A 24,788-nucleotide genomic window follows, 5' to 3' on the forward strand; every position below is an offset into this window, starting at 1 on the left:
ATCGGCCGGGCAGTCGGGGTCAGGAGCGAGCGCCTCCCGGCGCCGAGTCGATCAGCGCCTGCCCGACGCCGGCAGGCCGTGCCCCTGCCTGCGGCAGCGCGGGAGACCCGATCGGCGACGCACGGAGCAGGGCGCCTGCGTGGCGAACTCCCGCCGAATGAGCCGGGGACGCCCGAGACCGGCCTGGTCGGGTCGCCCTCGCCATCAGGGCACGAATCCTCGCAGCATCACCTCCACCGAACGGCGCAGGCCGGCTCGTTCGGCGCCGCCGAGGAACGGCCGGGCCAGTGCGGAGTAGAGGATTCCGTCGAGGCCCGCGAGCAGCACCCGCGCCGCCTCCTCCGGCTCGGTGACCCCCACCTCCCGCATCCCGGCGGCGGCGCGGACCACGAATCGACGGCTGGCCGCCTCCAACTCGGTGGACAGCTCGCTTCGTCGCATCGCGTCCAGATACAGCTCCATCCTGGCGAGCGTGCGGGATCGCGCCGGACCCAGCCAGTGCGCGAGCAGGTCGGTGTAGACGTCGACGATGCGGGCCTGGTCCTCGGCCGTGGCGACGCTCCACCCGGTGGTCGGGATCTGCTCCGCCCAGGCCTCGTCCAGCTCGACCAACCGGTCCAGCACCCCCGACAGCAGGGCCAGCCGAGTGCGAAAACAACTGCTGGTGCTGCCGACGGGCAGCCCCGCCTTCGCATCGACGGCCCGATGGGTCAGCCCGCGCAGCCCGTCCGCGGCGATCACCTCGATCGCCGCGTCCGCGGCACGCTGTCTTCGTGGTCGGTTCCTCGTGGTGCTCGTCACCGGCATCACGATGCTGCCGCGTGCCCGTCGAGGGCAAGTCCGGCCGGGCGCCGGCTGCCGCATACCTCGCGGCGACCAGCCGAGGCGGACGGAGCCGACCGGCCGTGCTCAGTCCAGCGCGGCGAGGACGAGACTCCGGATCGCCCGGTGACACCGCGTCTGGAGCGGCTCCGACAGCGTGTGGGTGAAGAAGACCACGCCCAGATCCTCGCGCGGGTCCGCCCACCAGGTGGTGCCCGCCGCTCCCGGCCAGCTGACCTCGCCGACCGAGCCGAGTCCCGCCGCCCCGCCCGAGGCGGTCCGCACCGCCAAGCCGAGGCCGAAGCGGTGTCCTGGACTCCATCCCGGCTGTTGGAGCTGCCGCACGTCGGTCGTCTCGTCGAGCTGATCGGACAGCATGTGCTCGACGGTCTTGCGACCCAGCAGGCGTCGCCCATCGACCTGCCCACCGCCCAACAGCAGCCGGATGAACCGCAGATAGTCCCCGGCGGAACCGACCAGGCCCGCGCCGCCGGAGTCGAACCGGGCAATCGACAGATCGGGCAGTTCCTGCGGCCTTCCCGTCAGCGGGTCCAGCGGCGCGGCCGCCGCGTAGCGCTCGCGCTGCCCGGCAGGCACGCCGAAGGTCGTCGACCGCATGGCCAGCGGGTCCAGGATGCTCTCGTGGAGGAAGTCGCCGAGCGACATCCCGGTGACGGACTCGATGACGAAGCCGGTGAGGTCCAGCCCCCACCCGTAGTGCCAGCGACGTCCCGGCTCGTGCAGCAGCGGCAACGCCGCCAGGCGATCGGCGAACTCTTCTCCGGTGAGGTCGGTCATCCCGCCGCCGACCGCTTCGGCGTAGAGGGCGTGCACCGGAGTGTCGTCGAGCAGTCCCTCCGGAATCCCCGCCGTGTGTCGCAGCAGGTCACGCACGGTCGGTTGGCGTTCGGCCCGCCGGGTCGGGATCGGCATGCCCTCGGCCCGGCCGCCGGGCGTGGCAGCCGAGTCGGGAAGGTCCGCGACTCGCCGATCGCGGAACTGCGGCAGGTACGTCCCGACCTCCGCGTCCAGATCGAGCCGACCCTGCTCGACGAGGGTCAGTGCCGCCGCCGTGGTGAGCGGCTTGGTCATCGAGGCGATCCAGAACAGCGCGTCGGTCGTCATCGGGATGCGGCGAACCGGGTCGCGGTGGCCGACCGCAGCCGACCAGACCAGTCCCTCGCTGCGGACGATGCCGACGACCGCACCGGGAATCCGGCCCGCCGCCACCTCGGCCGCCAGGAAGCTCTCGATTCGCGCGAGCCGGGACGGCGAGAAGCCTGCGGAGGCCGCGTCGAGGCGCGGCGGTTCGACGCCATGTGGTTCGACGCCATGTGGTTCGACGCCGCGTGATTCGACGCCGCGTGATTCGACGGCCGAGGCGCCGTCCGGTGCCCGGGTCATGACCGGTCCCTTCGATGATCCGCTGACGGCGATCGAGACCCGATCGGCAACGCTCGCCGGTCGGCGGCGCAGGCCCTGGCTCTCGGCTTCGCACTCCCTTCGCCGCCCATGCTGCGGGCCTCGTGACATCATGTCCAACGATGGATTCCGATCGAGTGGATCGAGGATGTCGATGGAGACGCGACTGTTGCGGAGCTTCCTCGCGGTCGTCCGCACCGGGGGCATCACGGCGGCGGCGGCCGAACTGTCCTTCGTGCAGTCCACCGTCACCGCCCACGTTCAGTCGCTGGAACGACTGCTCGGGGTGCCGCTGTTCGAACGACTGCCCGGCGGAACGCTGCCCACGGATGCGGGCCGCCGACTCGCCGGGCACGCCGCCGACATCCTCGACCGAGAGGATCGAATGCTCGCCGAGTTCGGCCCGGCGGGGCTCCGACCCGCCGGCATCGTGCGGCTCTGCGCGCCCGAGTCGATCTGCGCCTACTGCCTGCCGCCCGTCCTGCGGCTGCTCGGCAGGCGGTACCCGGACGTCCGGCTCTCGCTCGTGCCTGCGACGACCAAGGCGGCGCTGACGGCGGTCCTGGACCGCCGGGCCGATCTCGCCCTGGTCATGGAACCGGCGGTGGCCGCAGCGGGCATCGACGTCGTCGGACTCGCACCGCAGCGGCTCTCCGTCATCGCTCCGCCGGACACCGCGCTGCCGCGCGATCGCGCTCCGACGATCGCCGAACTCGCCGCTGAGGGCGTTCTGCTGCTGGAAGAGGGCTGCGGATACAGCGACGAGCTGGCCGCGCTCCTCGCCGCCGTCGACCCGACCACCAGTCCGCCCCGCTACGGCAGCGTCGAGACGGTGAAGCGCTGCGTGGAAGCAGGCCTCGGGGTGGCCCTGCTGCCCGCGCTCACCGTCGAGACGGAGTCGGCGCAGGCGCGGCTCGTCGAACTCGAACCGCCGCCGATGGCGGCCCAGCAGCTCTGGCTGGCGCGCCAGGCGAGCCGCTGGGCCTCCCCCGCCGTCCAGGCGGTGTGCACCCTGCTCGTCGAGGAGTGCGGCATCGACGGGGCTGCGCGGGCCTGAAAGCCTGTCTGTGATCCCCACTTTCCTGTTGCGCGGGGCCCAGTGGGATCAAGGACAGGCTCTGAGTGCGCCGCCCCGTGGATCGGCGGCCCCTCGGCTCAGCTGAACGTGGTGATCAGCCGCAGGCAGGTCGCCGCGATCGAGAGGAGACCGATCGTCGCGACGATGTTCTGCCACCACCGATTGCGCAGGTCGCCCATCAGTCGTCTGGTGTTGGCCAGCAGGAAGAGCAGCACGCCGAGGAACGGCGCGACCAGGACCGTCAGCGCCTGGGCCAGGATGATCAACTCGACCGGGGAGCCCTGCGCGAGCACCGCGACCAGGGCGCCGAAGGCGAGCACCACCAGGATCATGGCCCGCACTCGCCGGGACGAGAGTCGGTTGCCCCAGCCCAGGCCGTCGGAGAGCAGGGTGCCGCCCGCCGTTGCGTTGGCCACCATCGAGGAGAAGGCCGCGCCGAAGAAGCCGAGGGCGAAGATGATCCGGCCTGCCGGACCCGCGACCGGTTCGAGCACCTCCGCGAGTTGTTGCAGGGTCCCGCCGCTGCTCCCGCCCAGTGCCGCGGCACCCGCGACGATCACCAGGATCGTCATGATGCCGGGCGCGACGATGCCGGGGATGGTGTCCGAGATCGTCACGTCGCGGTACTGCGAGCGGGTCAGTCCGCGTTCCCGCGTGGCATAACCGGTGTAGAAGGCGGCGTTGATCGAGAAGTTGGTCCCGACCAGCGCGATGAGGAGCAGGCCTACGCCCGGCGGGAGGTTGGGAATGAAGCCTGCCGCCACGTCGCCCCAGTCGGGCCGGGTGAGGACCGCGCTGGCGATGAAGCCGACGGCCATCAGCGCCACGATGGCGAGCAGCAGCCGTTCCACCACCGTGTAGAAGTCGCGCGCGAGCACGACGACCGCCACCACCACGGTGCAGACCAGGGTCCAGATCACCGGCGAACCGCCGAAGACCAGCGACAGACCGAGCCCCGACCCCACCGCGTTGCCCACGGAGAACATCAGGCTGATCCCGAAGACGCCGATCCCGGCCAGGACACCGGTCACCTTGCCGAGCACTCGTTTGACCGTCTCGACCATGGACTCGCCGGAGGACAGCGCGATCCGCACGCTCATGTCGGTGAACATGATCATGAGTGCCGTGGACACGACGATGACCCAGATCAGTCGATAGCCGAAGAGGCCGCCCGCCTGGACGGCCGAGGTGAGATTGCCTGGACCGAACTGCCAGGCGCCGACCACGAAGGCCGGGCCGATCAGTGCCAGTCGGCGCAGCAGCCGGGACCGGCGGTTGCCGCCTCCCGGCTCGGCCGCCGCGTCGGCCGTGGTGCGGGCGTCGTCGTGCATCGCGACACCTCCTTCATCTCCCGAGGCCACTCTGCGCTCGGAAGGTCGACGGGGCCTGCGAGAGTCAGATCAGGTCGGCGTGCTTCAGCGCGATGGTGATCTCGTCCGCCGCGGAGGCGACCAGGGGAAGCAGGGGCGACCGGACGGTGGCACTCGGCAGCACACCTCGTGCGACCAGGCCCAGCTTGAGTGCCACGGTGCCCTCCATGTGCGAGCCGCGGTGGTAGACGGCCTTGGTCAGCGGCAGCAGTTGGTCGTGGATGCGCCGCGCGGCGGGGTAGTCGCCTGCCATACCTGCCGCGATGAGCCGGACGAGCGGCTCGGGGGCGAGACTGCCGTACCCGACGAGGGCGCCGTCGACGTCGAACATCGTGTGCAGCAGATACTCGTCGTGGCAGGTGAGGATCTGCAGCTCGGGATTCTCCCGCCGGAGCACCGGGATCTCGGTGTCCCAGCGCCGCATGTTGCGCACCCCGTTCTTGGTGGCGAACACGCCGGGCTGCGCGGCGATCTCCAGCTGGGTCTCGAGGTCGTAGGAGGCCTTGGTGACGTCCGGGTACTGGAAGAGGATCAGCGGCAGACCCGACTCCTCGTGCAGCACGCGATAGCGCTCCTGGGGAGCGCCTGCCTGGAAGCCGAACCGCAGCCAGCCGTGTGAGGGATAGACCAACCCTGCCGACGCACCCGCCGCGACCGCACGCCTGGACTCCTCGACCGAGACGTGCGTGCCCTCGCCGGTGATGCCCGCGATGATCGGGATCGCCCCGTCCACCGCCGTCACCAGCGTGCGAATGACGGCCTGCTGCTCCGCCGAGGTCAGGTACGTGCCCTCGCCCGCGTGTCCGAGGCAGACCAGTCCCTTGACTCCCGCAACGCCCGCGAGCCATCGGCCCAGGTCGGCGAGGGCGGCGTGGTCGACGGCGCCGTCGGGTGTGAAGGGCGTGACGGGAGCGGGCACCAGGCCGCGAAGGTCGATCGAAGACATCCGTGATCCTTCCAATAACGATTGCGGGAACGTTCCCGTAGTGTGCGGCGTGTCGTGGCTCACGTCAAGGAGGTCCGGCTGGGCGAGGGCAGGCAGCGGCGTTGCCGGCCTTCAAGCGGTGCGTCGGCCCGACCGCTCACCGGACGCGTGCGCGAACGGCGCAGGCGGATCGGCGGCAGCAGGCGACGTGCGGCGCAGCCGGGCGGCTCGGCGCGAACGCGGCGGGCCCGGACGGCCCCTGCGACGCGCGGGGACAGGGCCGCACCGCGTGACGACGCCGAGCGTCGCGAGAGGCCTAGGCTACGGAGCAGTCGGGGAAGGGATCACACGATGGACGGCACCGCCGGGGCAGCGGGCGGCTCCTCGGGGCGGCCCGCGCGACCCGTCACGATCCACGACGTGGCACGAGCCGCAGGCGTGAGCACCTCGACGGTCTCCCGCGTACTCGACGAACGCCTGCCCCCCTCCCGCAGCGCCGCCGCGCAGCGAGTCCGCGAGGCCGCCACCACCCTCGGCTACACCCGCGACGTCTACGCCGCCAGTCTGCGGCGACAGGGGACCAACACCATCGGCGTCCTCGTCCCCCGGCTCAGCGACACCGTCATGGCGATCCTGTACGAGGAGCTAGCGACGGCGTGCGAACAGCGCTCCCGATTCGCGGTCGTGGCCACCACCCAGGAGGACCGCGCGGCGGAACGCGCCGCCGCCGAGAGCCTGCTGCGCAGACGGGTCGACGGCCTGGTGATGACCACCGCCCGTTCCGACGACGACTTCCCCGCCGAGCTGCGGGCCAGGGGCGTGCCCCACGTGCTGGCGCTGCGCACCGACGGCGTCAGCGCCTCCTCGGTCGGGGACGACGAACTCGGCGGCTATCTCGCCACCCGGCATCTGCTGGACCTCGGACATCGACGTGTCGCCCTGGTCGCGGGTCCCGATTACGCCTCCAGCGCCCGCAATCGGCGGGCCGGGTACCACCGCGCCATGGCCGAGCAGGGCGTGGACGCCGGTCCCGAACTGGTCCGCGAGTCGGGTTTCAGCATCGACGCGGGCGAGGACACCGGTCACGCCCTGCTCACCCACGCACCGCGTCCCACCGCGATCTTTGCCGTCAACGACAACACCGCCATCGGCGTGATGGCCGCCGCCCACCGGCTGAACCTGCGCGTTCCCGAGGACCTCTCCGTCGTCGGATACAACGACATCCCGCTGGTCAGCAGGCTTCCCGTGCCGTTGACCAGCGTCAAGGTCCCGTTCCACCTCATCGCGGCCGAGGCGTTGAACCTGCTGCTCGCGCCCCCGCGCGCCGGGGAGCAGGCCGTCCACGTCTGCACGCCGACGCTGATCCCCCGCGCGTCCACCACGCGCCCGGCCGCCGGGACCTGAGCAGGCACGCTCGGGCCATACCGACCGCGAGAGCGCGAAATCCGCCTCGGAGGCCGGAGTCGCAGGCCGCACCCACGGCGGTGCCCCGCCGTTCCGCCGTGACTCCGGCAGGCGATTCATCTCGCCACGGAGTACGTCGACCCGAGAACTGACGGTCATCGACGCTAGGTTCGCCAGTGATCGGCGGACTTGCCGACAACCCGGGCTTCGCGTGTGCTCCGATCAGCGGCGAGCGGTGCCGGGGCCGGTTCTCGGATGTCGGATAGGGGCAGCAGATGTCGTTGTTGGAGAACAAGGTCGCCGTGGTCTACGGCGGCGGCGGAGCGATCGGCGGCGCGGTGGCACGCGCATTCGCTCGGAACGGCGCCCAGGTCTTCCTGGCCGGACGGACCGCCGACCCGATGGCGAAGGTCGTCGCCGACATCCGGACGGCAGGCGGCACGGCGGAGTCGGTCGAGATGGACGCGCTCGACGAGACCGCCGTCGACTCCTTCGTGGACAGCGTGGTCGCGCGGACGGGCCGGGTCGACGTCTCGTTCAATCTCATCGGTCTCGGCGACGTCCAGCAGCCCCTCACCGAGATCTCGGTGGACGACTTCCTCACGCCGATCAGCACGGCGATGCGGTCCCACTTCCTCACGACCAGGGCCGCCGCCCGCCACATGATCCCGCAGGGATCCGGCGTGGTCCTGGCCTTCGGCGGCTCCGGCCCCCAGACCCTGCCGGGCCTGGGCGGCTTCAAGATCGCGCTGGACGCGCTGGAGGGTCTCCGCAGGCAGTGGGCCTGCGAACTGGGCAGACACGGCATCCGCGTCGTCACCCTCACCACCGGCGGAGTGCCGGAGTCGATCCCAGTCGACTTCGCGGTGCGGGCGGAGATCACCGAGGGCATCGTCCAGTCCGGCCTGCTCGACCGGGCCGCGACGCTGTCCGACGTCGGCGAGGTCGCCGTCTTCGTGGCCTCGGACCGGGCCAGGACGATCACCTCCGCCGCCGTCAACATGTCCTGCGGGGCGATCGTGGACTGACGGGCTGCGCTGACGGTCCGGGCCGGGCGGGCCCGGGGCTCGACCAGGTGACGTGCCCGGCGCCGAGGCCCGGTCCTTCGAGGTCGGTCTCGCCGCCCGCACCGGCTCCAGACGGGCGAGGGCCTGGCCGGGCGCAGCACCCGACCTGCGAATCGTCCTCAGCCCCAGCCGATCCGCAGGCGCCGCCCGGCGGCCGCGCTGCCCTTGTACCGCACAGCGACCGCCGAGAGCGTCACGACGATGCCGACCAGCGCCGCGACCGCGACCAGCCCCGTCGACGTGGTGAGCACGATCCAGGCCAGCGCCCAGGTCACCGAGGCGACGAAGCCGAACACCGCGAAGGCGTTGATCACCACGAGCGTGACGACGGCGGTCGTCGCCAGGACAGCGGCCACGGCCACCGACGCCGTGAGCCCGGCGGACAGCCGAAGGCCCAGCGCCGTGACCGTGGTGGCGGCCCCCACCACCGTCGCCATCGTCACCCAGCCCGCGTAGAACGTCACCGGGGTGTACAGCAGCAGTCGGTCGCCCCAGTCGCGTGCCGGAGTCTCCGTGAGCCGGACCCACGCCATGATCAGGCAGATCAGCAGCGCCACGATCACGACCTCGGCGAACGCGATCCAGCGTTGACCGAACACGAGCACCCAGCCCGCGTTGAGCACGCCCGCTGCCACGAGCCACCAGCCCGCCCTGCGATACACCCGACGGCCGCGCTGGGCAGGCAGCGCGGCCCGCACGGCCAGCGCCAGGGTCGAGACGTAGATCAGCGACCAGATCGCGAAGGCGCCGCCGCCCGGCAGCAGCGGCGTGGGATACGAGTTCGCGACCGTGCCGATCTGCTCGCCCCACACCCCGATCCCGCCGACAGCCCCCGCCGCGACCTGCGCGACCATCGCGATCAGCAGTGCGACCGAGCGCACCGAGTCGGCCGGTCGTGGCGCGGCGCCGTCAGTGACGTCCGTGGTGCTCGTCTCACTCATCATCCGCTCCTGTCGATCGGCGGTCCGTCCCGACCGCGTGCTCGGCGGTCCGTCCGCTGGTGATCAGGGTTCGAGATCCACCGCCCGAGCGCAGAACTCCCACAGCGACTGCCGTTGCGCCGCCGTCTCCCTCGTCCACGGCAGCAGCGACACCGGACGGGCCCGCCGGTCATGCCAGAACCGGCCCAGGACCGGCCGTGGCTCCACCGCAGCCAGCCAGACCGTCGTGTCGGCGCCCTGCTCGGCGGTGCGCAGCACTCGCAGGGTGCGTCGGTGGAAGCCCGGCAGCGCCGAGGCGATGCCGGGGGTGTCCACCCAGCCCGGATGCATCGCATAGACCGCGATGCCGTCCGCCGACCATCGCCGAGCCAGCACGGGCAGCAGGGTCACCTGGATGCGCTTGCTGCGCGCGTAGGCGGCAGCTCCCCGATAACGGCCCCGGTTGTACTCCGGATCGACCACCGGCGACGGCTGCGCGTACATCCCGCCGGAGGACACCCAGATCACCCGGGCGGCCCCCGCCGCACGCAGTTCCGGACGCAGCGACTCGGTCATCAGCAGCGGTCCGAGGACGTGCGTGGCCAGTGTCAGCTCGTCACCACGCTCGGTGGTCCGCCGATGCTCCGGCAGTACGCCCGCGTTGTGCACCAGTATGTCGAGCGTCGACTCGGTCCGGCGGAACTCTTCGACGAAGCGTCGGACGTCGTCGAGGTCGGCCACGTCGCACCGCCAGACCCGCAGCCGGGCGGTCGGGTCGGCGGCGGCCAGGTCGGCACGGGTCCGCTCTCCCTTGGCCGGGTCGCGGACCAGCAGATGGACTCGCGCGCCGAGCCGGGTCAGCCCGGCGGCGGTGGCCTTGCCGAGCCCAGAGTTCGCCCCGGTGACGATCGCGGAGCGGCCCGCCAAGGCGTCCGGGGCCGGGTCGGGCTGCCAACCGGGCAGGCGACGGCGCAGTGCGAGGCCCCACCGGGGATAGCCGCCGAGCACGGTCCGATCCAGCAGTGTGTCCAGCAGCAGGCCGCTCCGTTCCGCCACGGTCATCTCGACAGCTCCCCTCGACGCACGTCCTCGGTCCCTTGCAGGCATTCCCGGCCGTCGGCCGCGTCCCGACCGAAGGCCCTATGAGGTTCGTACCCGGCGGCGGTCCGGTTCTCCCCTTTTCGGCGCGAGTTCCGGAGATCTCCGCCTGCTCGACCGATGTCGGGGACCGCGCGGAGGGCGAAATCGCAGCCGAGGAGCCGTTCGCGTCGCTACTGCGCCGCGCTCATGTCCATCCAGGTGACCTCCCACTGGTGACCGTCGAGGTCCTGGAAGCCGCGCAGATACATCGAGCCCTCATCCATCGTCTCGGTGTCGGACACCCCGCCTGCGGCCAGGGCCGCGTCGGCCAACCGGTCCACCGCGGCTCGGTCCTCGGCGCTCAACGCCAGGATCGTCTCGGTGCTTCGGGTGGCGTCCGCGACGGGCTTGGTGGTGAAGGTCGAGAAGAAGGGCTCGACGAGCAGCATCACGTAGATGGCGTCGCTGATCACCATGCAGGAGGCGTTCTCGTCGGAGAACTGCGGATTCCGGGTGAAGCCCAGCTCCTGATAGAACGTGGTCGCCCGCCCGAGATCCTTGACGGGCAGGTTCACGAAGATCATCGGGTTCATCGACCACTCATCTCTCTCGGGTAGCGGAATCGGGCGGACGAGGCCGGACGGGATCAGGGCATCGACCGGGACCGAGGCGAGCCTCGAAGCCACCCTGGCACCTCCCCACGCCGATCGGTCGCGACGCGCCCGCCCCGAAAGGAGTGCCTTTCCGGCCTGCCCTGCCCGATGCCGCAACACCGCGCAAGCCGTCGCGGGACGACCGCACGCCGCTTTCGCTCCTCGATGCGGCGGCCTGATCCGGCCGACGGGCCGCGCCTGCCCTCGTGCCCGACGACGCAGGCAGGATCATCCGGTCGATTCGCGCGGGCGGGCCGACTGGTCAGCCCCGGCCGTGCGCCTCATTCCCCGGCCGGTTCCCCGGTCGCGGTCCTCGTCGACCGGTCCGGTTCGTACGTGGGCGTTGGAGCGGCCGTCGACGTTGCGGGGAGTTGGCGGCCCGGAGGACTCGCAGCGCGCTCAGCGTGATCCAGCAGTGCTCATTCCGGTGCGCCTGCCGCCGAGCACGAGGCCCGGTCGACGGTCCACCCGCCGTCGTCACGTCGTCGGGCAGCGAGCCGGTCGGAGGTCCTGCTCGATCGCGGCGGCGGAGTAAGCGCTCGGGTGCGAGACCGATCTCCTCGATCGTGCGCGGCGGCCTCGAACCCGACCGTAACCGGTCTCGGTCTTCGACCGGTTGCGGTGGGGAGGCCGTCAGCCCGCCGCCTTGCCGTACTTCGCTCGGTCGGCGGCGAGGAAGTCGATGATCAGGCCGTTGACCCGCTCCGGCGACTGGCGATTGGACCAGTGACCATTGCCCGCCAGCATCTCCAGTCGCGCGCCCGGCACCTTGGCCGCCGCCGCCACCGTGTGCTTCGGCCGGATGCCCACGTCCTTGTCACCCTGGATGAAGAGCGTCGGGCAGGAGATCTCCGCCAGTCTCGGCCGCAGATCGAGCTTCATCTTCAGGAAGCCGATCGAGCCGTTCTGCCAGTCCGACGACCCGGCGCCGCCGTCGAGGACCAGCTGGTGGACCTCGTCGACGATCTCCTCGAAGTCGTCGACCGGGCCGGGGATCAGGGTGTTCCTGACCAGGGAGGCGACCGCCTTGCGTTTGCGGAACATCATCGTCGACAGGCCGTGGCTCAGCAGCGGCAGCTTGGCGATCAGCCACAACAGCTGGTGCACGCCGGGCGGGAAGGAGATGATGCCCCCCGGCGCGATGGGAACGATGTTGCGCACCCGCTCCGGGTGCTCGATGGCGTAGGCCAGGGTCATCCCGCCGCCCTGGGACATGCCGACGAGGTTCACCGTCTCCAGGCCGAAGTGATCGAGGACGCCGGTGATGCAGCGCAGCATCGTCGAGTGATCGGCGATTCCCGCCCAGTCCCGACTGCCGCCCTGCTTCGGCCAGTCCAGCGCGAACACCCGGTGCTCGGCGGCGAGCGCGGGGATGAGGTGTCGCCAGCTGAGCATCGCGTTGTCCAGGCCCGCGCCGCTCAACAACAGCACCGGCGGCCCGTGGTCGCCCGCCGTGATGACGCGGAGGCGGCCCTCCGGGAACTCGACGTAGGTGCTCTCGTACAGATCCTGCTGGTCGGTCATGCCGATCCTCTCTCTGGTGCCTGCAACTGGGTCGCCACCCGATCGAGCAGCCGGAGCTGCGCCGCCTGCGTCTCCTGCCGGTCCGCGTCCGCCTCGGACCGGTCCAGCCCCCGCTCGACCAGTTCGGTGATCACGTCCAGCGCGCCGTCGAGCTGCTTCTCGCTCAACCCGCCCATCAGCGGGCCGACGGACAGGAAGCCGACGGTCACGGCGCTCAGGGCGAGGGCGACGGCGTCGGAGTCGATGTCGGCGCGAATCGCGCCCGCCCGCTGGAGTTCGGCGAGGTACTCGGTGAGCCAGGCGAGACGCAGGGCGTAGCGGTCGTCGGTTCGATCGCGGGCGTAGGAACCGAGTACGTCGGAGGTGCCGTAGAGGAAGGCGTACACGAGCGGCTCGCCCCGCAGCGCCTGGATGCCGAACCGGTACACGGCCGCCAGTCCCATCGGCTCGGCGTCCTCCTCCACTCGAGCGCGCACGTCGGCGACGAGCCTGCCGACGCTGCGGACGAGCAGGGCGTCGAGCACCGCCTCCTTGCTCGGGTACTCCCGGTACACCGCTCCCTTCGCGATCCCGGCGCGCTCGGCGATGTCGGCGACCGTCGTGCGGTCGTAGCCACGCGTCCGGATCAGGTCCTCCGCGGTGTCGAGGATGACGGCGGAGCGATTCGGGATCAGCGGTCTCGGCATGGGCGCCCCCCTTCGTAGTGACCAGATTATCAGATTGGGTCACTACGAGGCGATCCTCCACATCTCCCCTGTTCAGAGACTCGGTTTTCGCCGTTGCGGCCTCGGGCACCCCTCCGGTGTGCGGGTGACAGCGCATCGGTGGCAGCCCCCGTCGACGGGCCGACGACCACCGCGACCGCACCCCGCGCACGCAACGACATCCGACGCCGGACACACCCGGCCAGCGACGAGGAGGCGGCGATGACCACGATGACCACTGCCGAGTACGAGAGCTTCATCCAGGACGGCACCCGCACGGCGAAGGTCGCCACGGTGCGTGCCGACGGACGCCCGCACGTCACGCCGGTGTGGTTCGTCCTAGACGGCTCGGACCTCGTGTTCACCACGAGTGCGCACTCCGCCAAGGGCCATGACCTGATCCGCACCGCACAGGCGGCCGTGTGTGTCGAGGACGACGACCCGCCGTTCTCCTTCGCCGTCGTGGAGGGCACCGTCGCGACCGAGGACGAGCCCGCCGACGTCCTGCACTGGTCGACGCGCAACGCCGCCCGCTACATGGGCGAGGAGCTGGCCGAGGAGTACGGGCGGCTCAATGCGGGCGAGGGCATGATGACGGTGCGTCTCACGCCCACCAAGATCATCGCGGAGAAGGACCTGACGAACGGCTGAGCCGCCCCGGGGCGCCCTGCGAGATACCCGGCCCGTCCTGGCTGATCGCAGCCGCCCTCCGCCGCCTCCGCCCGCACCCTGGGCAGGCGGCCACCCTGGGCAGGCGGCTTCCGACTCGAGCTCCGACAGGTTCTCGCCGTCGAGGCCCGCCGCTTACAGTGTTCGTCGGCGATGGCCGGACAGGTTCTTCGGCGGCAGCCGGATGGCGAGGGGGCAGGCGGTTGGTCGAGGGCGTACGACGGGTGTCGATGGCCGACGTCGCGCGGCTGGCGGGCGTGTCCTCGCAGACGGTGTCCAGGGTGTCCAACGGACATCCCAGCGTCATGGAGTCGACCCGGCGCCAGGTGGTGCTGGCGATGCAGGAGCTGGGCTACCGGCCCAACAGCGCGGCCCGTGCCCTCAAGCGCGGCGAGTTCCGCACGATCGGCGTCATCCTGTTCACCCTGTCCAGCACCGGCAACGTCCGCACGCTGGAGGCGATCTCCGTATCGGCCGCCAACGAGGGCTATGCCGTGACCCTGTTGCCGGTGAGCGTGCCGACGCAGGCGGGGATGCACGGTGCCTTCACCCGGCTCGGCGAGCTGGCGGTGGACGCGATCATCGTCATCATGGAGGTGCATCTGCTGGATGCGACGACGGTGGACCTGCCGCGCAACGTGCCGATCGTGGTCGCCCAGTCCGGTGAGGACGACCTCTACAGCATCGTCGACACCGATCAGGTCGGCGGCACCCGGGACGCGGTGCGGCACCTGCTCGACCTGGGACATCGCACCGTCTGGCATCTCGCGGGGCCGGACGAGTCCTTCGCGGCCCGGCGCAGGGCCGCCGCCTGGGAGCAGGTGCTGCGCGAGCAGGGGCGCGAGGTCCCGCCGCCGGTCCGAGGCGACTGGTCGGCCGACTCCGGCCACCGCGCGGGCCTGCTGCTCGCGGCGGAACCCGACTGCACGGCGATCTTCGCGGCCAACGACCAAATGGCCCTCGGCCTGCTCCGCGCCCTGCACGAGGCGGGCCGCGCGGTGCCTGCGGACGTCAGCGTCGTCGGCTTCGACGACATTCCGGACGCAGGCTCGTTCCTGCCGCCGCTGACCACGATCCACCAGGACTTCACCGAGGTCGGTCGTCGACTCGTCGCCGGAGTGCTGCATCAGATGCGCGGCGAGGCCGTCGAACGAGGCCGGACGCTGGTACCCACCCGTCTCGTACTACGCGAGAGCACCGCGCCGCCCCATGATCGGCGCTGATCGCGGCCAATCCGCAGCACGACACGCTCGAGGGCTGGACCGCCGCATCGGAATGGGCCGGTCACCGACAGCCGAGCACCCTCGCATCGGGACCTCCCTCGCATCGCGACATTTCGCGCGCCCCGACACCGCATACCGCCGTCAGTAAACATACCGATCGGTATACCTAGGAGAATGTCATGCGGGCCGTGCAGCTCGCCGGCTTCGGCGGGCCGGATCGATTCGTCTACCGCGACGACGTCGCCGACCCGGTGGCAGGCCCCGGCGAAATCCGCGTCGACGTCGGCGCTGCCGCGATCGACATAAGCGACACCGGCGGAGACGACGAGCCCGCGACGAGCGCACGTCGTCAGAAGGCCAGTCCCCCGCAGGATTCCCGGACCTCCAGCGTCGGCCACAGCTCGACCCGATGGACCGGGCGCATCCCGCCCTCAGCCGCGCGGGCCAGCGCCAGCTCGGCAGCGAGGCGACCGAGCCGATGCTTCTGCGGCCGGACGGCCGTCAGCGGTGGATCGGACGCGGCGGCGACCTCGTCGTCATAGGACACCACCGCGAGGTCGCCCGGCACGTCGATCCCCAGGTCACGGGCGCGTTCCAGCATCCCGACGGCCTCCCGATCGGAGTGCACCAGCATGGCGCGGACGCCGTCCCGTCGACAACTGAGCAGCACGTCGTCGTAGGTGGCTGGCCAGCCTGCCGTGCCGTAGGCGGGGACCTCGACGTCGATCCGGTCGGACCTCGGCAGCCCGAGTTCGGCCGTGGTGTCCCGCCAGCCGGTGCGCAGGGCTCGGCTGGTGGGGCTGGATCGCGAGGTCACCAGCGCCACGGATCGGTGCCCCAGCGTGACGAGATGCCGGACGGCGAGCCCGGCGCCCATGGCGTGCGCGGTGGTGGCGGCGTCGAGCGCCAGCATCGGCAGTTCCGGCGGGGGACGACGCTCGACGAGCACGACCGATGCGGCCAGTCCGCCCAGCCAGCGCAGCAGTTCGCGCCCCGCGTCGCCGGAGACGACCGGGGCGACCAGCAGGGTCTTCACTCCCCGATCGAGGAGATCGTTGATCTGTCGGCGGTCCTCGCCGGGCTGGTAGTGGGTCACGCGCATCACGAGGCGACCGTCGGCGGCGGCAACGGCGGCCTGCGCACCTTGGATGACGTGCGGCCAGTAGTACTCCACCGAGGGAACGACCATGCCGACGGCGGTGCGCAGCACCGTCGCGCCGAAGACGGAGCCGCGCGGCCCGGCGTCCTGGGCGCCGCGCCGAGGCAGGGTGATCCCGCCGTGCACTCGGACCACCAGCCCGCGATCGGCCAGGGCCGTGACGTCGCGCCGCACGGTGACGGCGGAGACGCGCAGCAGCGTCACCAGCTCGGAGAGCCGGGCGCCGCCGCAGCGGCGGACGAACGCGAGGATGGCGTCCTGTCGCTGAGCTGCCAGGGTCACGGCGCGGCCTCCAGTCGAACGCGGGCGGCGGTCACCGTCGGGGAGACGGCGGCGAGGGTGAGCCTGGTGAGCTGCGCACCCCAGGAGCCGCGCAGCAGCGGATCGGTCAGTGGACGGTGTTCGAGTTCGGCGACGAGCGAGGTCGGGTCCCAGCTCACCAGCAGCGACCGCCCCGAGGCCGGGGTCACGAGTGCCCGCCCGGAGGCCAGTTCGACGGTGCCGGTGAGGACATGTCGCACGAGCACCGGCGTCGCGTCGCCGCGAGCCCGGGAATCGCCGAGAGCCCAGGAGTCGTCGATGAGGACGTGGGCCGGTTCCCATTCGGCGGCCCGGACCAGCCGCACGGTCCGCGACCACCGGGTGAGCAGGCCTGCGGGATAGGCGTCGGTCAGCTCGGCGTGCAGCGCGGTGGTCTGGTCGGCCTGCTCGACGGAGACCTCGCGCGCGGCGTGGGCGGCCCCGGGCAGCTGGCCCGCACCGGGCTCGGGGACGTTGTGCCATTCACTGCGCAGCGGCCAGGCCGCGTAGCGGTCCGCACCGAAGCTGCCCGAGGTGTAGGTGGGCTGGCCGACATCCACGACCAGCGGTGTTCCGTCGAGCGCGACCCAGTAGGAGCCGACGTCGAGGTGGTTGTGTCGTTCGCCGTTGTGGCCCGCCTTCGCGGCCAGGGTGAGGCCGTGTGTGGTGCCCGCCGTCTCGCGGGCGACGAGCACCTGCACGCGGGGCAGCCAGCCATCGCGGCTCAGCCAGGAGCCCTGCTCCTCGTCGGCGGCGGCGGCCGGAGCGGTGGGCCGCTCGGCGCCGACGGACGGGCCGCCGGGCGCGGCGCGGCAGGCAGCGGACCGCTCGACGTCGGGGCCGGCCGACTCGACGTCGGCACGGTCCACGCCGGACCGAACCGACCCGGCCCGTCCTGCGGCGGCACGGGCGGCCGTGTGGGCAGCACGCCAGTCCGCATCGACGAGCCCGGTCAGCGCGCTGCCGAGCCCGGACTCCGGCCGGACCGCGAACGGGTCCCGCCCGCCTCGGGCGGCCGCATGCTCGCAGACGGCCTGCTCGGACAGTGCCCGTCCCCAGCGATGAGCGACGTGCCAGGGCTGGGCGCCGGACAGCCGGGCCGGGCCGTCGCCCGCGTTGACGTACCAGAGCCCGCCGAGATGCATGCGGTGCGGAAAGCGGGCCAGGCTCGCGAAGATCGGCAGTCCCCTGGCGTCCAGCGCCGGACCGCCCACCGTGGCGAGCAGGTCGAGCGACTCCCACAGCCGCCCCGCGCCGTGCCACCAGTACGCCACGCCCTCGTCGATCCCGCCGTCGTCCGGCAGCGCGGCGAGGAACCGATCGAGTCCGGCAGGCACCAGCCGGATCACGGCGGCCTGCTCGGCGGGATCGTCGAGCAGCGCCAGTGCGGCGATCAGCACGGCACTGTGAATCCACGGGTTCCAGTTGTCGGCGGGCCGGTCCAGCCCCAGCCAGGGCCAGTCCCGCCGGGTGGTGAACGGCGTGAGGAGCCGAGCCCGCACCTCGCGTCGAATCCGGCGGCGCAGGCCGGGCACGCGGCGGTCCAGGTGCGGACCGAGAACGTGATCCGCCCAGGCCAGCAGGCCGCCGACCTCGGCGGCACCGAGGTCGAGATAGGGGTCGTCCGGATCGGGCAGCACCTCGCGACGCGCTGCGGTGTGCGAGTCATGGGGCGCCCAGCACCACGTGCTCATCTCGCACAGGGCCACGATTCCGTCCGCTGCGGCGTCGAGATCGGGCACGACGCCGGGCGGCGCATCGGCCTCGGCGTGTTCGCCGGACAGCACTGCGGCGAGGACGAACCCGGCGGTGCGCGTCCGGAGCAGACGCGCGGCGTCCTCGTGCGCGGTGCGGTTGCCGTCGCGGAAGGCACGGGCCCAGTCCGAGGCATGCAGCGGCGGCGCGGAGCGGGCTCGCTGCTCCGCCGCGAGCCGAAGCAGCCCGTCCCGAGTCCGCGGATCGACCGCGTCCCAGACGCTGCGATCGGTCACCGGAGGAACGGGCAGCCGAGTCCTGGCATCACGCAGAGCGAGCACGACAGGATCGGGGTCACCGGGCTCCCGCATGCCTCCGTCACCGAGAATCGCCTGCTCTCCGGCGAGCAGGCCTGCGAGAAGACCGTCTGCCACTTTCGCTCCTGATCGATTGTGATCGGTTCTGGCCACAATGATTGACCACGAACGATTTCACACGATGGAGTGACGCAGGTAACTGCCAGAAGGGAATCAGCAATGGGGCTTGATACCGGCTGGTCGCGCCGCGCCTTCCTCCGCGCCTCGGCCTGCACCGCCGTCGCCGTCTCGGGCGGGTCACTGCTCGCGGGCTGCGCCACCTCGACGAGCGCGCCGCCCGGAGCCACCACGGTCCGGCTGTGGTCCTGGTTGACCGGGATGGATCGCTATGTCGCGGCGTTCAACGCGTCCCAGCGCGAGGTCCACGTGGAGCTGAGTGTGCTGGCCGCCGGGCTCTCCGGCGGCTATGCGCAGCAGACGAACGCGATCCGCGCACACAACGCGCCCGACATCATGCACGTCGAGTACCAGGGTCTGATCCAGATCCTCGCCACGGGCGGCCTGCGCGACATCACCGAGGAGACCGCCGATCTGGCCGACGGCTACTCGCCTGCCGCCTGGCAGGCCGTGCGGCCGGACGGTCGTACCTGGGCGGTGCCGATGGACATGGCGCCGATGGCCTTCTACTACCGCAAAGACCTCTTCGACGAGGCCGGGCTTCCCGTGCCGCGCACCTGGGAGGAGTTCCGCGGAGCCGCCGAGACGATCCGCACGCTGGACTCCGACGCGCGCATCACGACGTTCCCGCTGAACGACGGCTCCTTCTTCGCGGGGATGTCCTGGCAGGCGGGCGACCCGTGGTGGGAGATCGACGGAGACACCTGGGTGGTCGACGTCGCGGGCGAGGGCACGCTGCGCACCGGCGAGTACTGGCAGGACCTGATCAGCGCCGACCTGGTGGGCAGCGGATCGACCGGCACCCAGGACTGGATCGCCGCCATGCACGACGGGCGGCTGTGGGGGCTGCTGGGCGCATCGTGGAGCGTCGGGACGCTGCAGAAGTCGATTCCCGACGACCGAGGCCGCTGGGCCGTGACCACCATGCCCACCTGGGGCGGCGAGCCCGCCAACGGGATTCAGGGCGGCACGGCGTTCGGCGTCTCACGGGAGAGCGAGGTGCCGGAGGCGGCGCTGACATTCCTGCGGTGGCTGAGCACCGATCCCGAGGTGCCGCGCATCGGCTCCGAGTTCACCTCGCCGTTCCCCGCCTACCTGCCCAACCGGGAGGTGGCGCGCGGGCTGGCCCCGAGCGACTACTTCGTCGGCGATCCGGTCTACGACGTGCTGGACGAGGCCGACTCCCGAGTGCCGGACTGGACATGGGGCCCCAATGCCCTCGGTCTCTTCTCGACGGTCGCCGACGCCTTCGGCGGCGTCACCGGCGGGCGCACCACCATTCCGGAGGCGCTGGCGGGCGTACAGGCCGCCGCCGTGGCGGGAATGCGCGACCGGGGCCTGTCGGTGCGCGAGCGGAGGCAGTCATGACCGTCGTCGCGCCGTCCGGCGAGCCCACCGCGTCGAAGAGGTCGACGGGACCGCAACCGCGACGCCGAGGCAGGCTGCGCCTGGCACCGCTGGTGCTGGCGGCGCCGTTCGCGCTGCTGCTGACGGGCACGGTCCTCGTCCCGATCGGCTATGCCCTCTACCTGAGCCTGTTCACCGAACGACTCACCGGCCTCGGCTTCGCCGGGCCGCAGGAGGTCTTCGTCTGGCTGGCCAACTACGCCGAGGTGCTCGGCGATCCCGCCTTCCTGACGAGTCTGGTCAACGTGGCGGTCTACGCCCTGGTCCACGTCCCGCTGATGCTGGGCTGCGCACTGGTGCTGGCCCTGCTGCTGGACGGCGCGGTGAAGCGCCTTCGCCAGATGTGGTCGCTGATGGTGTTCCTGCCGTACGCCGTGCCCGGCGTGATCGCGGGCCTGATCTGGTCCTACCTGTTCAGCCCCGGCATCGGACCGCTCAACGACGTGCTGCCGTGGAATCCCCTCGGAGCCGACGGCGTGCTGCCCTCGATCGTCGTGATGGCCACCTGGCAGTGGATGGGCTACAACATGATCATCTTCTACACGGCGTTGCGGACCGTGCCGCGCGACGTGCTGGAGGCGGCCAAGGTCGACGGCGCCGGGCCGATCCGCACCGCACTGTCGATCAAAGTGCCGATGATCCGGCCGACGATCTTCGTGGCGCTGGTCTTCACCGTCATCGGCTCCCTCCAGCTGTTCACCGAGCCGCTCATCCTCAGCTCGTTTACCAACTCCGTGACCAGCACCTGGACCCCGAGCCTCTACGTGTACGAGGCGGCGTTCATCACCAACGACTACGGCCGGGCCGCCGCAGCCTCCCTCGTGCTGGCCATCGCCTCGGCAGTGTTGTCGGCGCTGGTCATGCGACTGTCCACCCGGAGGGCTCGATGACCACGACCAGACCGACCTCCCGCTGGACCTCGCGGGGCGCCGTCCACGCGCTGCTGCTGCTGGCCGCCCTCTACAGCGTGCTGCCGCTGATCTGGCTGCTGACCTCGGCCACGAAGAACGTCGGCGACTTCTCCACGACCGGCGCGTTCGAGCTGGGCGAGTGGAATCTCATGGGCAACATGCGCGACCTGTTCGCCGAGGAGAACGGCATCTTCCTCGACTGGGCTCGCAACTCCCTGCTGTACGCGGGAGCAGGCGCGCTGCTGGGCGCGCTGATCTGCACGGCCTGCGGATACGCCATCGCCCGGCTGGACTTCCCCGGCCGCAGGCTGCTGTTCGCCGTCACGCTGGCGGGCGTCCTGGTCCCCACCACCGCACTGGCCCTCCCGCTCTATCTGCTGGCCACGGAACTGCGCATCGTCGACACGTTCTGGGCGGTGTTCATCCCGCTGCTGACCAACCCCTTCGGCGTCTATCTCGCGCGCGCCTATGCCGAGGCAGCCGTGCCGAACGAGCTGCTGGAGGCCGCACGCATCGACGGCGCGGGCGAACTGCGGACCTTCGTCACCGTCGCGCTGCCGCTGCTGCGGCCCGGCGTGGTCACCATCCTGCTGTTCCAGTTCGTCGGCATCTGGAACAACTTCTTCCTGCCCCTGGTCATGCTCACCGATCCGAAGCTGTTCCCCGTCACCCTCGGCCTCTTCCAATGGAGTTCCCGCGTGTCGCAGTTCCCGTACTACAACCCGCTGGTCATCACCGGGTCCCTGCTGGCCGTGGTGCCGCTGGTGCTCGCGTTCGTCGTCCTGCAACGACAGTGGCGGTCCGGCCTGGCCGCCGGGAGCGTGAAGTGACGCCGCACCGGCCGGAGACGATGCTGGTGATGGGCGCCGAGGCGTTCGCAGCCCAGTTCGGCCCCGCCGAGCACGACCGCCTGCGGACGCTGGCGAGCCTCGGCGATCCGGTGCACACCGAGGAGCTGACCTCCCCGGCGGCGCGGCGCAGGCTCGCCGAGGTCGAGGTGCTGATCACCTCCTGGGGAGCCCCGCCGCTGGACGCGGAGGTGCTGCGGGCAGCGCCCGGTCTGCGGGCCGTCCTGCACGCGGCGGGCAGCGTCCGAGGTCACGTCGGCGATGAGGTCTTCGATCGGGACATCCTGGTGACCACGGCCGCGGCGGCCAACGCCGAGCCGGTCGCCCAGTTCACCCTGGCCTCGGTGCTGTGGGCGTTCAAGAAGGTGCCGTTCCTGGCGGCCGACGCCCGCGTGCACCGAGCCGACTGGAGCTACCGAGACGGGCGCGGGCCGCTCTCCGGCCGCGACCGCACGGTGGTCGTCCTCGGCTACTCACGCGTGGGACGCCGCGTCGTCGACCTGCTCGTGTCGCTGGCGGTGGCACGGGTCCTGGTGGTGGACCCGGTCGTCGATCCCGCCGTGATCACCGCCGCCGGAGCCGAGCCCGTGAGCCTGGCCGAGGCACTGCCGCAGGCGGACGTGCTGAGCCTGCACGCCCCGTCACTCCCCGAGACCCGACATCTCATCGGCGCCGCCGAGCTGGCCGCCCTGCCCCCGGGATCGGTGCTGATCAACACGGCTCGGGGCGCGCTGGTCGACACCGCCGCGCTCACCTCGGCCTGTCAGCGGGACGGGCTGCACGCGATCCTGGACGTCACCGAGCCGGAGCCGCTGCCCGCCGACTCCCCGCTGTACGACCTGCCGAACGTGGTGATCACCCCGCACATCGCGGGCTCGCTCGACTCCGAGACCCGCAGACTCACGGCGGCGGCCCTGACCGAGCTGGAACGCCTCGGCGCCGGTCTGCCCGCCCTGGACGAGGTCACCCGAGAGACCAGGGCGGCGCAGGCATGACACCACCGACGGATCATCGGCTCTCCCCGTACACCGGCTGGACCAGGACGCACTGGGCCGACCTCGCCGACTCGATGCTGGCGGCGGTGCAGCGGCACCGCTCGCCCCTGGGCGCCCGCTACGACCTGCCGGGTCCCGCCAGCCGCAACGGCCGGGTCTCCGACGGCTTGGAAGGCTTCGCCAGGACCTTCCTGCTGGCGGGCTTCCGCATCGCGGGCGAGCGCGGCGCCGACCCGACGGGCCTGCTGGACCGCTATGCCGAGGGGCTGCGGGCGGGCACTGATCCCGCCTCTCCGGAGTACTGGCCGCGCCCGGACGAACTCGGGCAGGCCAAGGTCGAGGCCGCCTCCCTCGCGCTGATCCTTCAACTCACCCGGCCCTGGTTGTGGGACCGACTGGACGACGGCGTGCGAGAGCGGACGCTGGACTGGCTGGCCGGGGTGGTCGGACAGCCGTATCCCCCGATCAACTGGGTGTGGTTCCGGATCATCGTCGAGTCGTTCCTGCGCGAGGCGGGCGGCGCGTGGTCGGCCGAGGATGTCGAAGGGGACCTCGCGGTGCACGCCGCCCTGCGCAGACCCGGCGGCTGGTTGTCCGACGGCGCGGACGAGCGGGCCTACGACCACTACACGGGCTGGGCGCTGCACGTCTACCCGCTGCTGTGGACCGAGTGGTTCGACGTGACGGGCTCGTTGTGCCCGCCGGAGCTGCGCGCTCAGTGGGCCGAGGACCTGTCCCGCTATCTGGCCGACGCCCTGGTGCTCACCGGGTCGGACGGATCGCCGCTGATGCAGGGCCGCAGCCTGATCTATCGCTTCGCCGCCGCCGCGCCGCTGTGGACCGGCGCGATCACCGGCGTGGGCGGGCTACCGCCCGGACAGGTGAGGCGGGCGGCGAGCGGCATCATCGCCCACTTCCTCGACCGAGGCGCCCGCGACGACGACGGTCTGCTGACGCTCGGCTGGCACGGGCCGTGGCCCGCGATGCGGCAGGACTACTCCGGCCCCGCCTCGCCGTACTGGGCGGCCAAGGGAATGCTCGGCCTGGCCCTGCCCGCCGACCATCCGGTGTGGACGAATCGTGAGGTCGGCCTGCCGGTGGAGACCGAGGACGTGTCTCGGGTGATCGCCGCGCCCGGCTGGCTGGTCTCCGCTCGCCGCCGCGACGGCATCGCCGTGGTGCTCAATCACGGCACGGATCACGCCCGGCCCGGTGCGCAGATCACCGACTCGCCGTTGTACGCCCGTCTCGGTTACTCCACCGCCACCGTGCCGCCGCTGGTCGGGCCGAGCGTGACCGATCCGCTGGACAACGCCGTGGTGCTCCTCGACCACGAGGGGCGGGCGACGCACCGCAGCGGCTTCACCACCCTCGTCACCCGCCGCGAGCCGGACGGGGTGCTCGTCGGAGCCTCGACGGGCCGGGTGAACTGGGTCGACGCGGGTTCGGACGCCTCGGCCGACCATGGCTCCGGGCGCACCGGGACGGTCACCGAGGGGCCGGTGATCACCGTGGCCTCGGTGGTCCGCGACGGCGTCGAGGTGCGCATCGCGCGGGTCGGCCCGCACCTCGACACGGCGCGGGCCCACACCCTGCGACTGGGCGGCTGGCCGGTGTCGGCGGCGGCGGAGCCGCGCGTCGGGCCCGGCGCCCACGCGTCCATCGCGGGACTGCGCTCGTCGCTGCGGGCGGCGCGGGTGGAGGTGATGACGACGGCGCCCGGTGTCGCGCGCGGACGGTCCCTCCCCGTCACGGCCGAGGACGTCGCACTGGACCGAGACGTGAGCCCGCTGGGAGTCTGGACGGCGATTCCGTGGCTCGCCTTCGACGTCTCGTCCGCCGCCGACGGACGCGCCGAGCCAGGCCCCACGGCCGATCCCGATCACGCCGTCGTGGTGGCCGTGGTGGTGCGCCTGGACGACGGCACCGAGGAACTCGGCCCCGACCCGACCGTGACGGTCGCAGGCACGACGGTCGTCGTCCGCTGGCCCGACGAGGTGGAGACCGAAGTCGAGCTGACCCCGCAGGCAGGCGGCTGACCCGTCCCCGTCCGGCGGCGACGAAGTAGGGCGGCGACGCCGAACGGGGCCGTCCAGGGCACGGGTCGGGGCAGCCCTA

21 protein-coding genes are annotated in these 24,788 nt (G+C 71.8%); 10 read left to right on the forward strand and 11 right to left on the reverse strand.

Annotated elements, in window-relative coordinates; genetic code table 11:
• Positions 1-204: 204 nt before the first annotated feature.
• Together UA75_RS24705 and UA75_RS24710 are read right to left on the reverse strand one after the other, a co-directional pair.
• The gene (locus tag UA75_RS24705; RefSeq protein ID WP_232251119.1) at positions 205-801 is read right to left on the reverse strand and encodes a TetR/AcrR family transcriptional regulator; all 597 of its coding nucleotides are present in this window, start codon (positions 799-801) and stop codon (positions 205-207) included.
• A 108-nt stretch (positions 802-909) separates the two neighbouring features.
• Positions 910-2,226, reverse strand: a complete 1,317-nt coding sequence (locus tag UA75_RS24710; protein ID WP_198042851.1) for a serine hydrolase domain-containing protein — start codon at positions 2,224-2,226, stop codon at positions 910-912.
• Between the two features lie 172 nt (positions 2,227-2,398).
• Here UA75_RS24710 and UA75_RS24715 point away from each other — a divergent pair, with 172 nt between their 5' ends.
• Positions 2,399-3,301 carry a LysR family transcriptional regulator gene (locus UA75_RS24715; RefSeq protein ID WP_075742303.1) on the forward strand — a complete coding sequence of 301 codons (903 nt, stop codon included), beginning with the start codon at positions 2,399-2,401 and terminating at the stop codon, positions 3,299-3,301.
• A 98-nt stretch (positions 3,302-3,399) separates the two neighbouring features.
• On the opposite strand, the gene UA75_RS24720 is transcribed toward UA75_RS24715, so the two are convergent.
• Positions 3,400-4,653, reverse strand: coding sequence for an Nramp family divalent metal transporter (locus UA75_RS24720; protein ID WP_075744172.1), 1,254 nt, complete (start codon positions 4,651-4,653; stop codon positions 3,400-3,402).
• Between the two features lie 64 nt (positions 4,654-4,717).
• Entirely contained in the window at positions 4,718-5,638 is a 921-nt protein-coding gene (locus tag UA75_RS24725) for a dihydrodipicolinate synthase family protein (protein ID WP_075742304.1), read from the reverse strand.
• 330 nt (positions 5,639-5,968) lie between these two features.
• On the opposite strand from UA75_RS24725, the gene UA75_RS24730 reads away from it, so the two are divergent.
• Positions 5,969-7,021: a LacI family DNA-binding transcriptional regulator gene (locus UA75_RS24730; RefSeq protein WP_075742305.1), complete on the forward strand. Its 1,053-nt coding sequence runs from the start codon at positions 5,969-5,971 to the stop codon at positions 7,019-7,021.
• A gap of 275 nt (positions 7,022-7,296) precedes the next feature.
• Entirely contained in the window at positions 7,297-8,049 is a 753-nt protein-coding gene (locus UA75_RS24735) for an SDR family NAD(P)-dependent oxidoreductase (protein ID WP_075742306.1), read from the forward strand.
• Positions 8,050-8,207: 158 nt separating this feature from the next.
• Here the strand turns inward: UA75_RS24735 and UA75_RS24740 are convergent, their stop codons facing one another.
• From UA75_RS24740 to UA75_RS24760, 5 genes are all read right to left on the reverse strand, one after another.
• Entirely contained in the window at positions 8,208-9,032 is an 825-nt protein-coding gene (locus tag UA75_RS24740; protein WP_232237409.1) for a tryptophan-rich sensory protein, read from the reverse strand.
• 60 nt (positions 9,033-9,092) lie between these two features.
• The gene (locus UA75_RS24745; protein ID WP_075742307.1) at positions 9,093-10,070 is read right to left on the reverse strand and encodes an SDR family NAD(P)-dependent oxidoreductase; all 978 of its coding nucleotides are present in this window, start codon (positions 10,068-10,070) and stop codon (positions 9,093-9,095) included.
• Positions 10,071-10,279: 209 nt separating this feature from the next.
• Positions 10,280-10,681, reverse strand: a complete 402-nt coding sequence (locus UA75_RS24750) for a VOC family protein (protein WP_075744174.1) — start codon at positions 10,679-10,681, stop codon at positions 10,280-10,282.
• Between the two features lie 693 nt (positions 10,682-11,374).
• Positions 11,375-12,265, reverse strand: a complete 891-nt coding sequence (locus tag UA75_RS24755; protein WP_075742308.1) for an alpha/beta fold hydrolase — start codon at positions 12,263-12,265, stop codon at positions 11,375-11,377.
• The gene (locus UA75_RS24760) at positions 12,262-12,951 is read right to left on the reverse strand and encodes a TetR/AcrR family transcriptional regulator (RefSeq protein ID WP_075742309.1); all 690 of its coding nucleotides are present in this window, start codon (positions 12,949-12,951) and stop codon (positions 12,262-12,264) included. Before UA75_RS24760 ends, UA75_RS24755 begins: the two co-directional genes overlap by 4 nt.
• Before the next feature lie 240 nt (positions 12,952-13,191).
• Between UA75_RS24760 and UA75_RS24765 the strand changes: the two genes are divergently transcribed.
• Together UA75_RS24765 and UA75_RS24770 are read left to right on the forward strand one after the other, a co-directional pair.
• Positions 13,192-13,620 (forward strand): PPOX class F420-dependent oxidoreductase, encoded by a 429-nt coding sequence (locus tag UA75_RS24765; protein WP_075744175.1) that lies wholly within the window; start codon positions 13,192-13,194, stop codon positions 13,618-13,620.
• A 248-nt stretch (positions 13,621-13,868) separates the two neighbouring features.
• Positions 13,869-14,861 carry a LacI family DNA-binding transcriptional regulator gene (locus tag UA75_RS24770; RefSeq protein WP_075744176.1) on the forward strand — a complete coding sequence of 331 codons (993 nt, stop codon included), beginning with the start codon at positions 13,869-13,871 and terminating at the stop codon, positions 14,859-14,861.
• A gap of 349 nt (positions 14,862-15,210) precedes the next feature.
• Here the strand turns inward: UA75_RS24770 and UA75_RS24775 are convergent, their stop codons facing one another.
• Both UA75_RS24775 and UA75_RS34755 read right to left on the reverse strand, forming a co-directional pair.
• Positions 15,211-16,302 carry a substrate-binding domain-containing protein gene (locus UA75_RS24775; protein ID WP_075742310.1) on the reverse strand — a complete coding sequence of 364 codons (1,092 nt, stop codon included), beginning with the start codon at positions 16,300-16,302 and terminating at the stop codon, positions 15,211-15,213.
• Entirely contained in the window at positions 16,299-18,449 is a 2,151-nt protein-coding gene (locus tag UA75_RS34755; protein WP_232237413.1) for a heparinase II/III family protein, read from the reverse strand. Before UA75_RS34755 ends, UA75_RS24775 begins: the two co-directional genes overlap by 4 nt.
• A gap of 102 nt (positions 18,450-18,551) precedes the next feature.
• Here UA75_RS34755 and UA75_RS24790 point away from each other — a divergent pair, with 102 nt between their 5' ends.
• From UA75_RS24790 to UA75_RS24810, 5 genes are read left to right on the forward strand one after another with little or no spacing between them, the layout of a single operon-like run.
• On the forward strand, positions 18,552-19,877 hold the full coding sequence (locus tag UA75_RS24790; protein WP_075742311.1) for an ABC transporter substrate-binding protein: 1,326 nt from the start codon (positions 18,552-18,554) through the stop codon (positions 19,875-19,877).
• Positions 19,874-20,806, forward strand: a complete 933-nt coding sequence (locus UA75_RS24795; RefSeq protein WP_075742312.1) for a carbohydrate ABC transporter permease — start codon at positions 19,874-19,876, stop codon at positions 20,804-20,806. The genes UA75_RS24790 and UA75_RS24795 overlap by 4 nt, the downstream gene beginning before the upstream one ends.
• Positions 20,803-21,657, forward strand: a complete 855-nt coding sequence (locus UA75_RS24800) for a carbohydrate ABC transporter permease (protein ID WP_075742313.1) — start codon at positions 20,803-20,805, stop codon at positions 21,655-21,657. Before UA75_RS24795 ends, UA75_RS24800 begins: the two co-directional genes overlap by 4 nt.
• Complete coding sequence (locus UA75_RS24805; RefSeq protein ID WP_232237415.1) at positions 21,654-22,670, forward strand: hydroxyacid dehydrogenase; 1,017 nt, start codon at positions 21,654-21,656, stop codon at positions 22,668-22,670. The genes UA75_RS24800 and UA75_RS24805 overlap by 4 nt, the downstream gene beginning before the upstream one ends.
• A complete protein-coding gene (locus UA75_RS24810; RefSeq protein WP_075742314.1) occupies positions 22,667-24,709 on the forward strand; it encodes a DUF2264 domain-containing protein in 2,043 nt (680 codons plus the stop codon). Before UA75_RS24805 ends, UA75_RS24810 begins: the two co-directional genes overlap by 4 nt.
• Positions 24,710-24,788 lie beyond the last annotated feature (79 nt).

Source organism: Actinoalloteichus sp. GBA129-24 (genome assembly GCF_001941645.1).
GTDB classification, from domain to species: Bacteria; Actinomycetota; Actinomycetes; order Mycobacteriales; family Pseudonocardiaceae; genus Actinoalloteichus_A; species Actinoalloteichus_A fjordicus.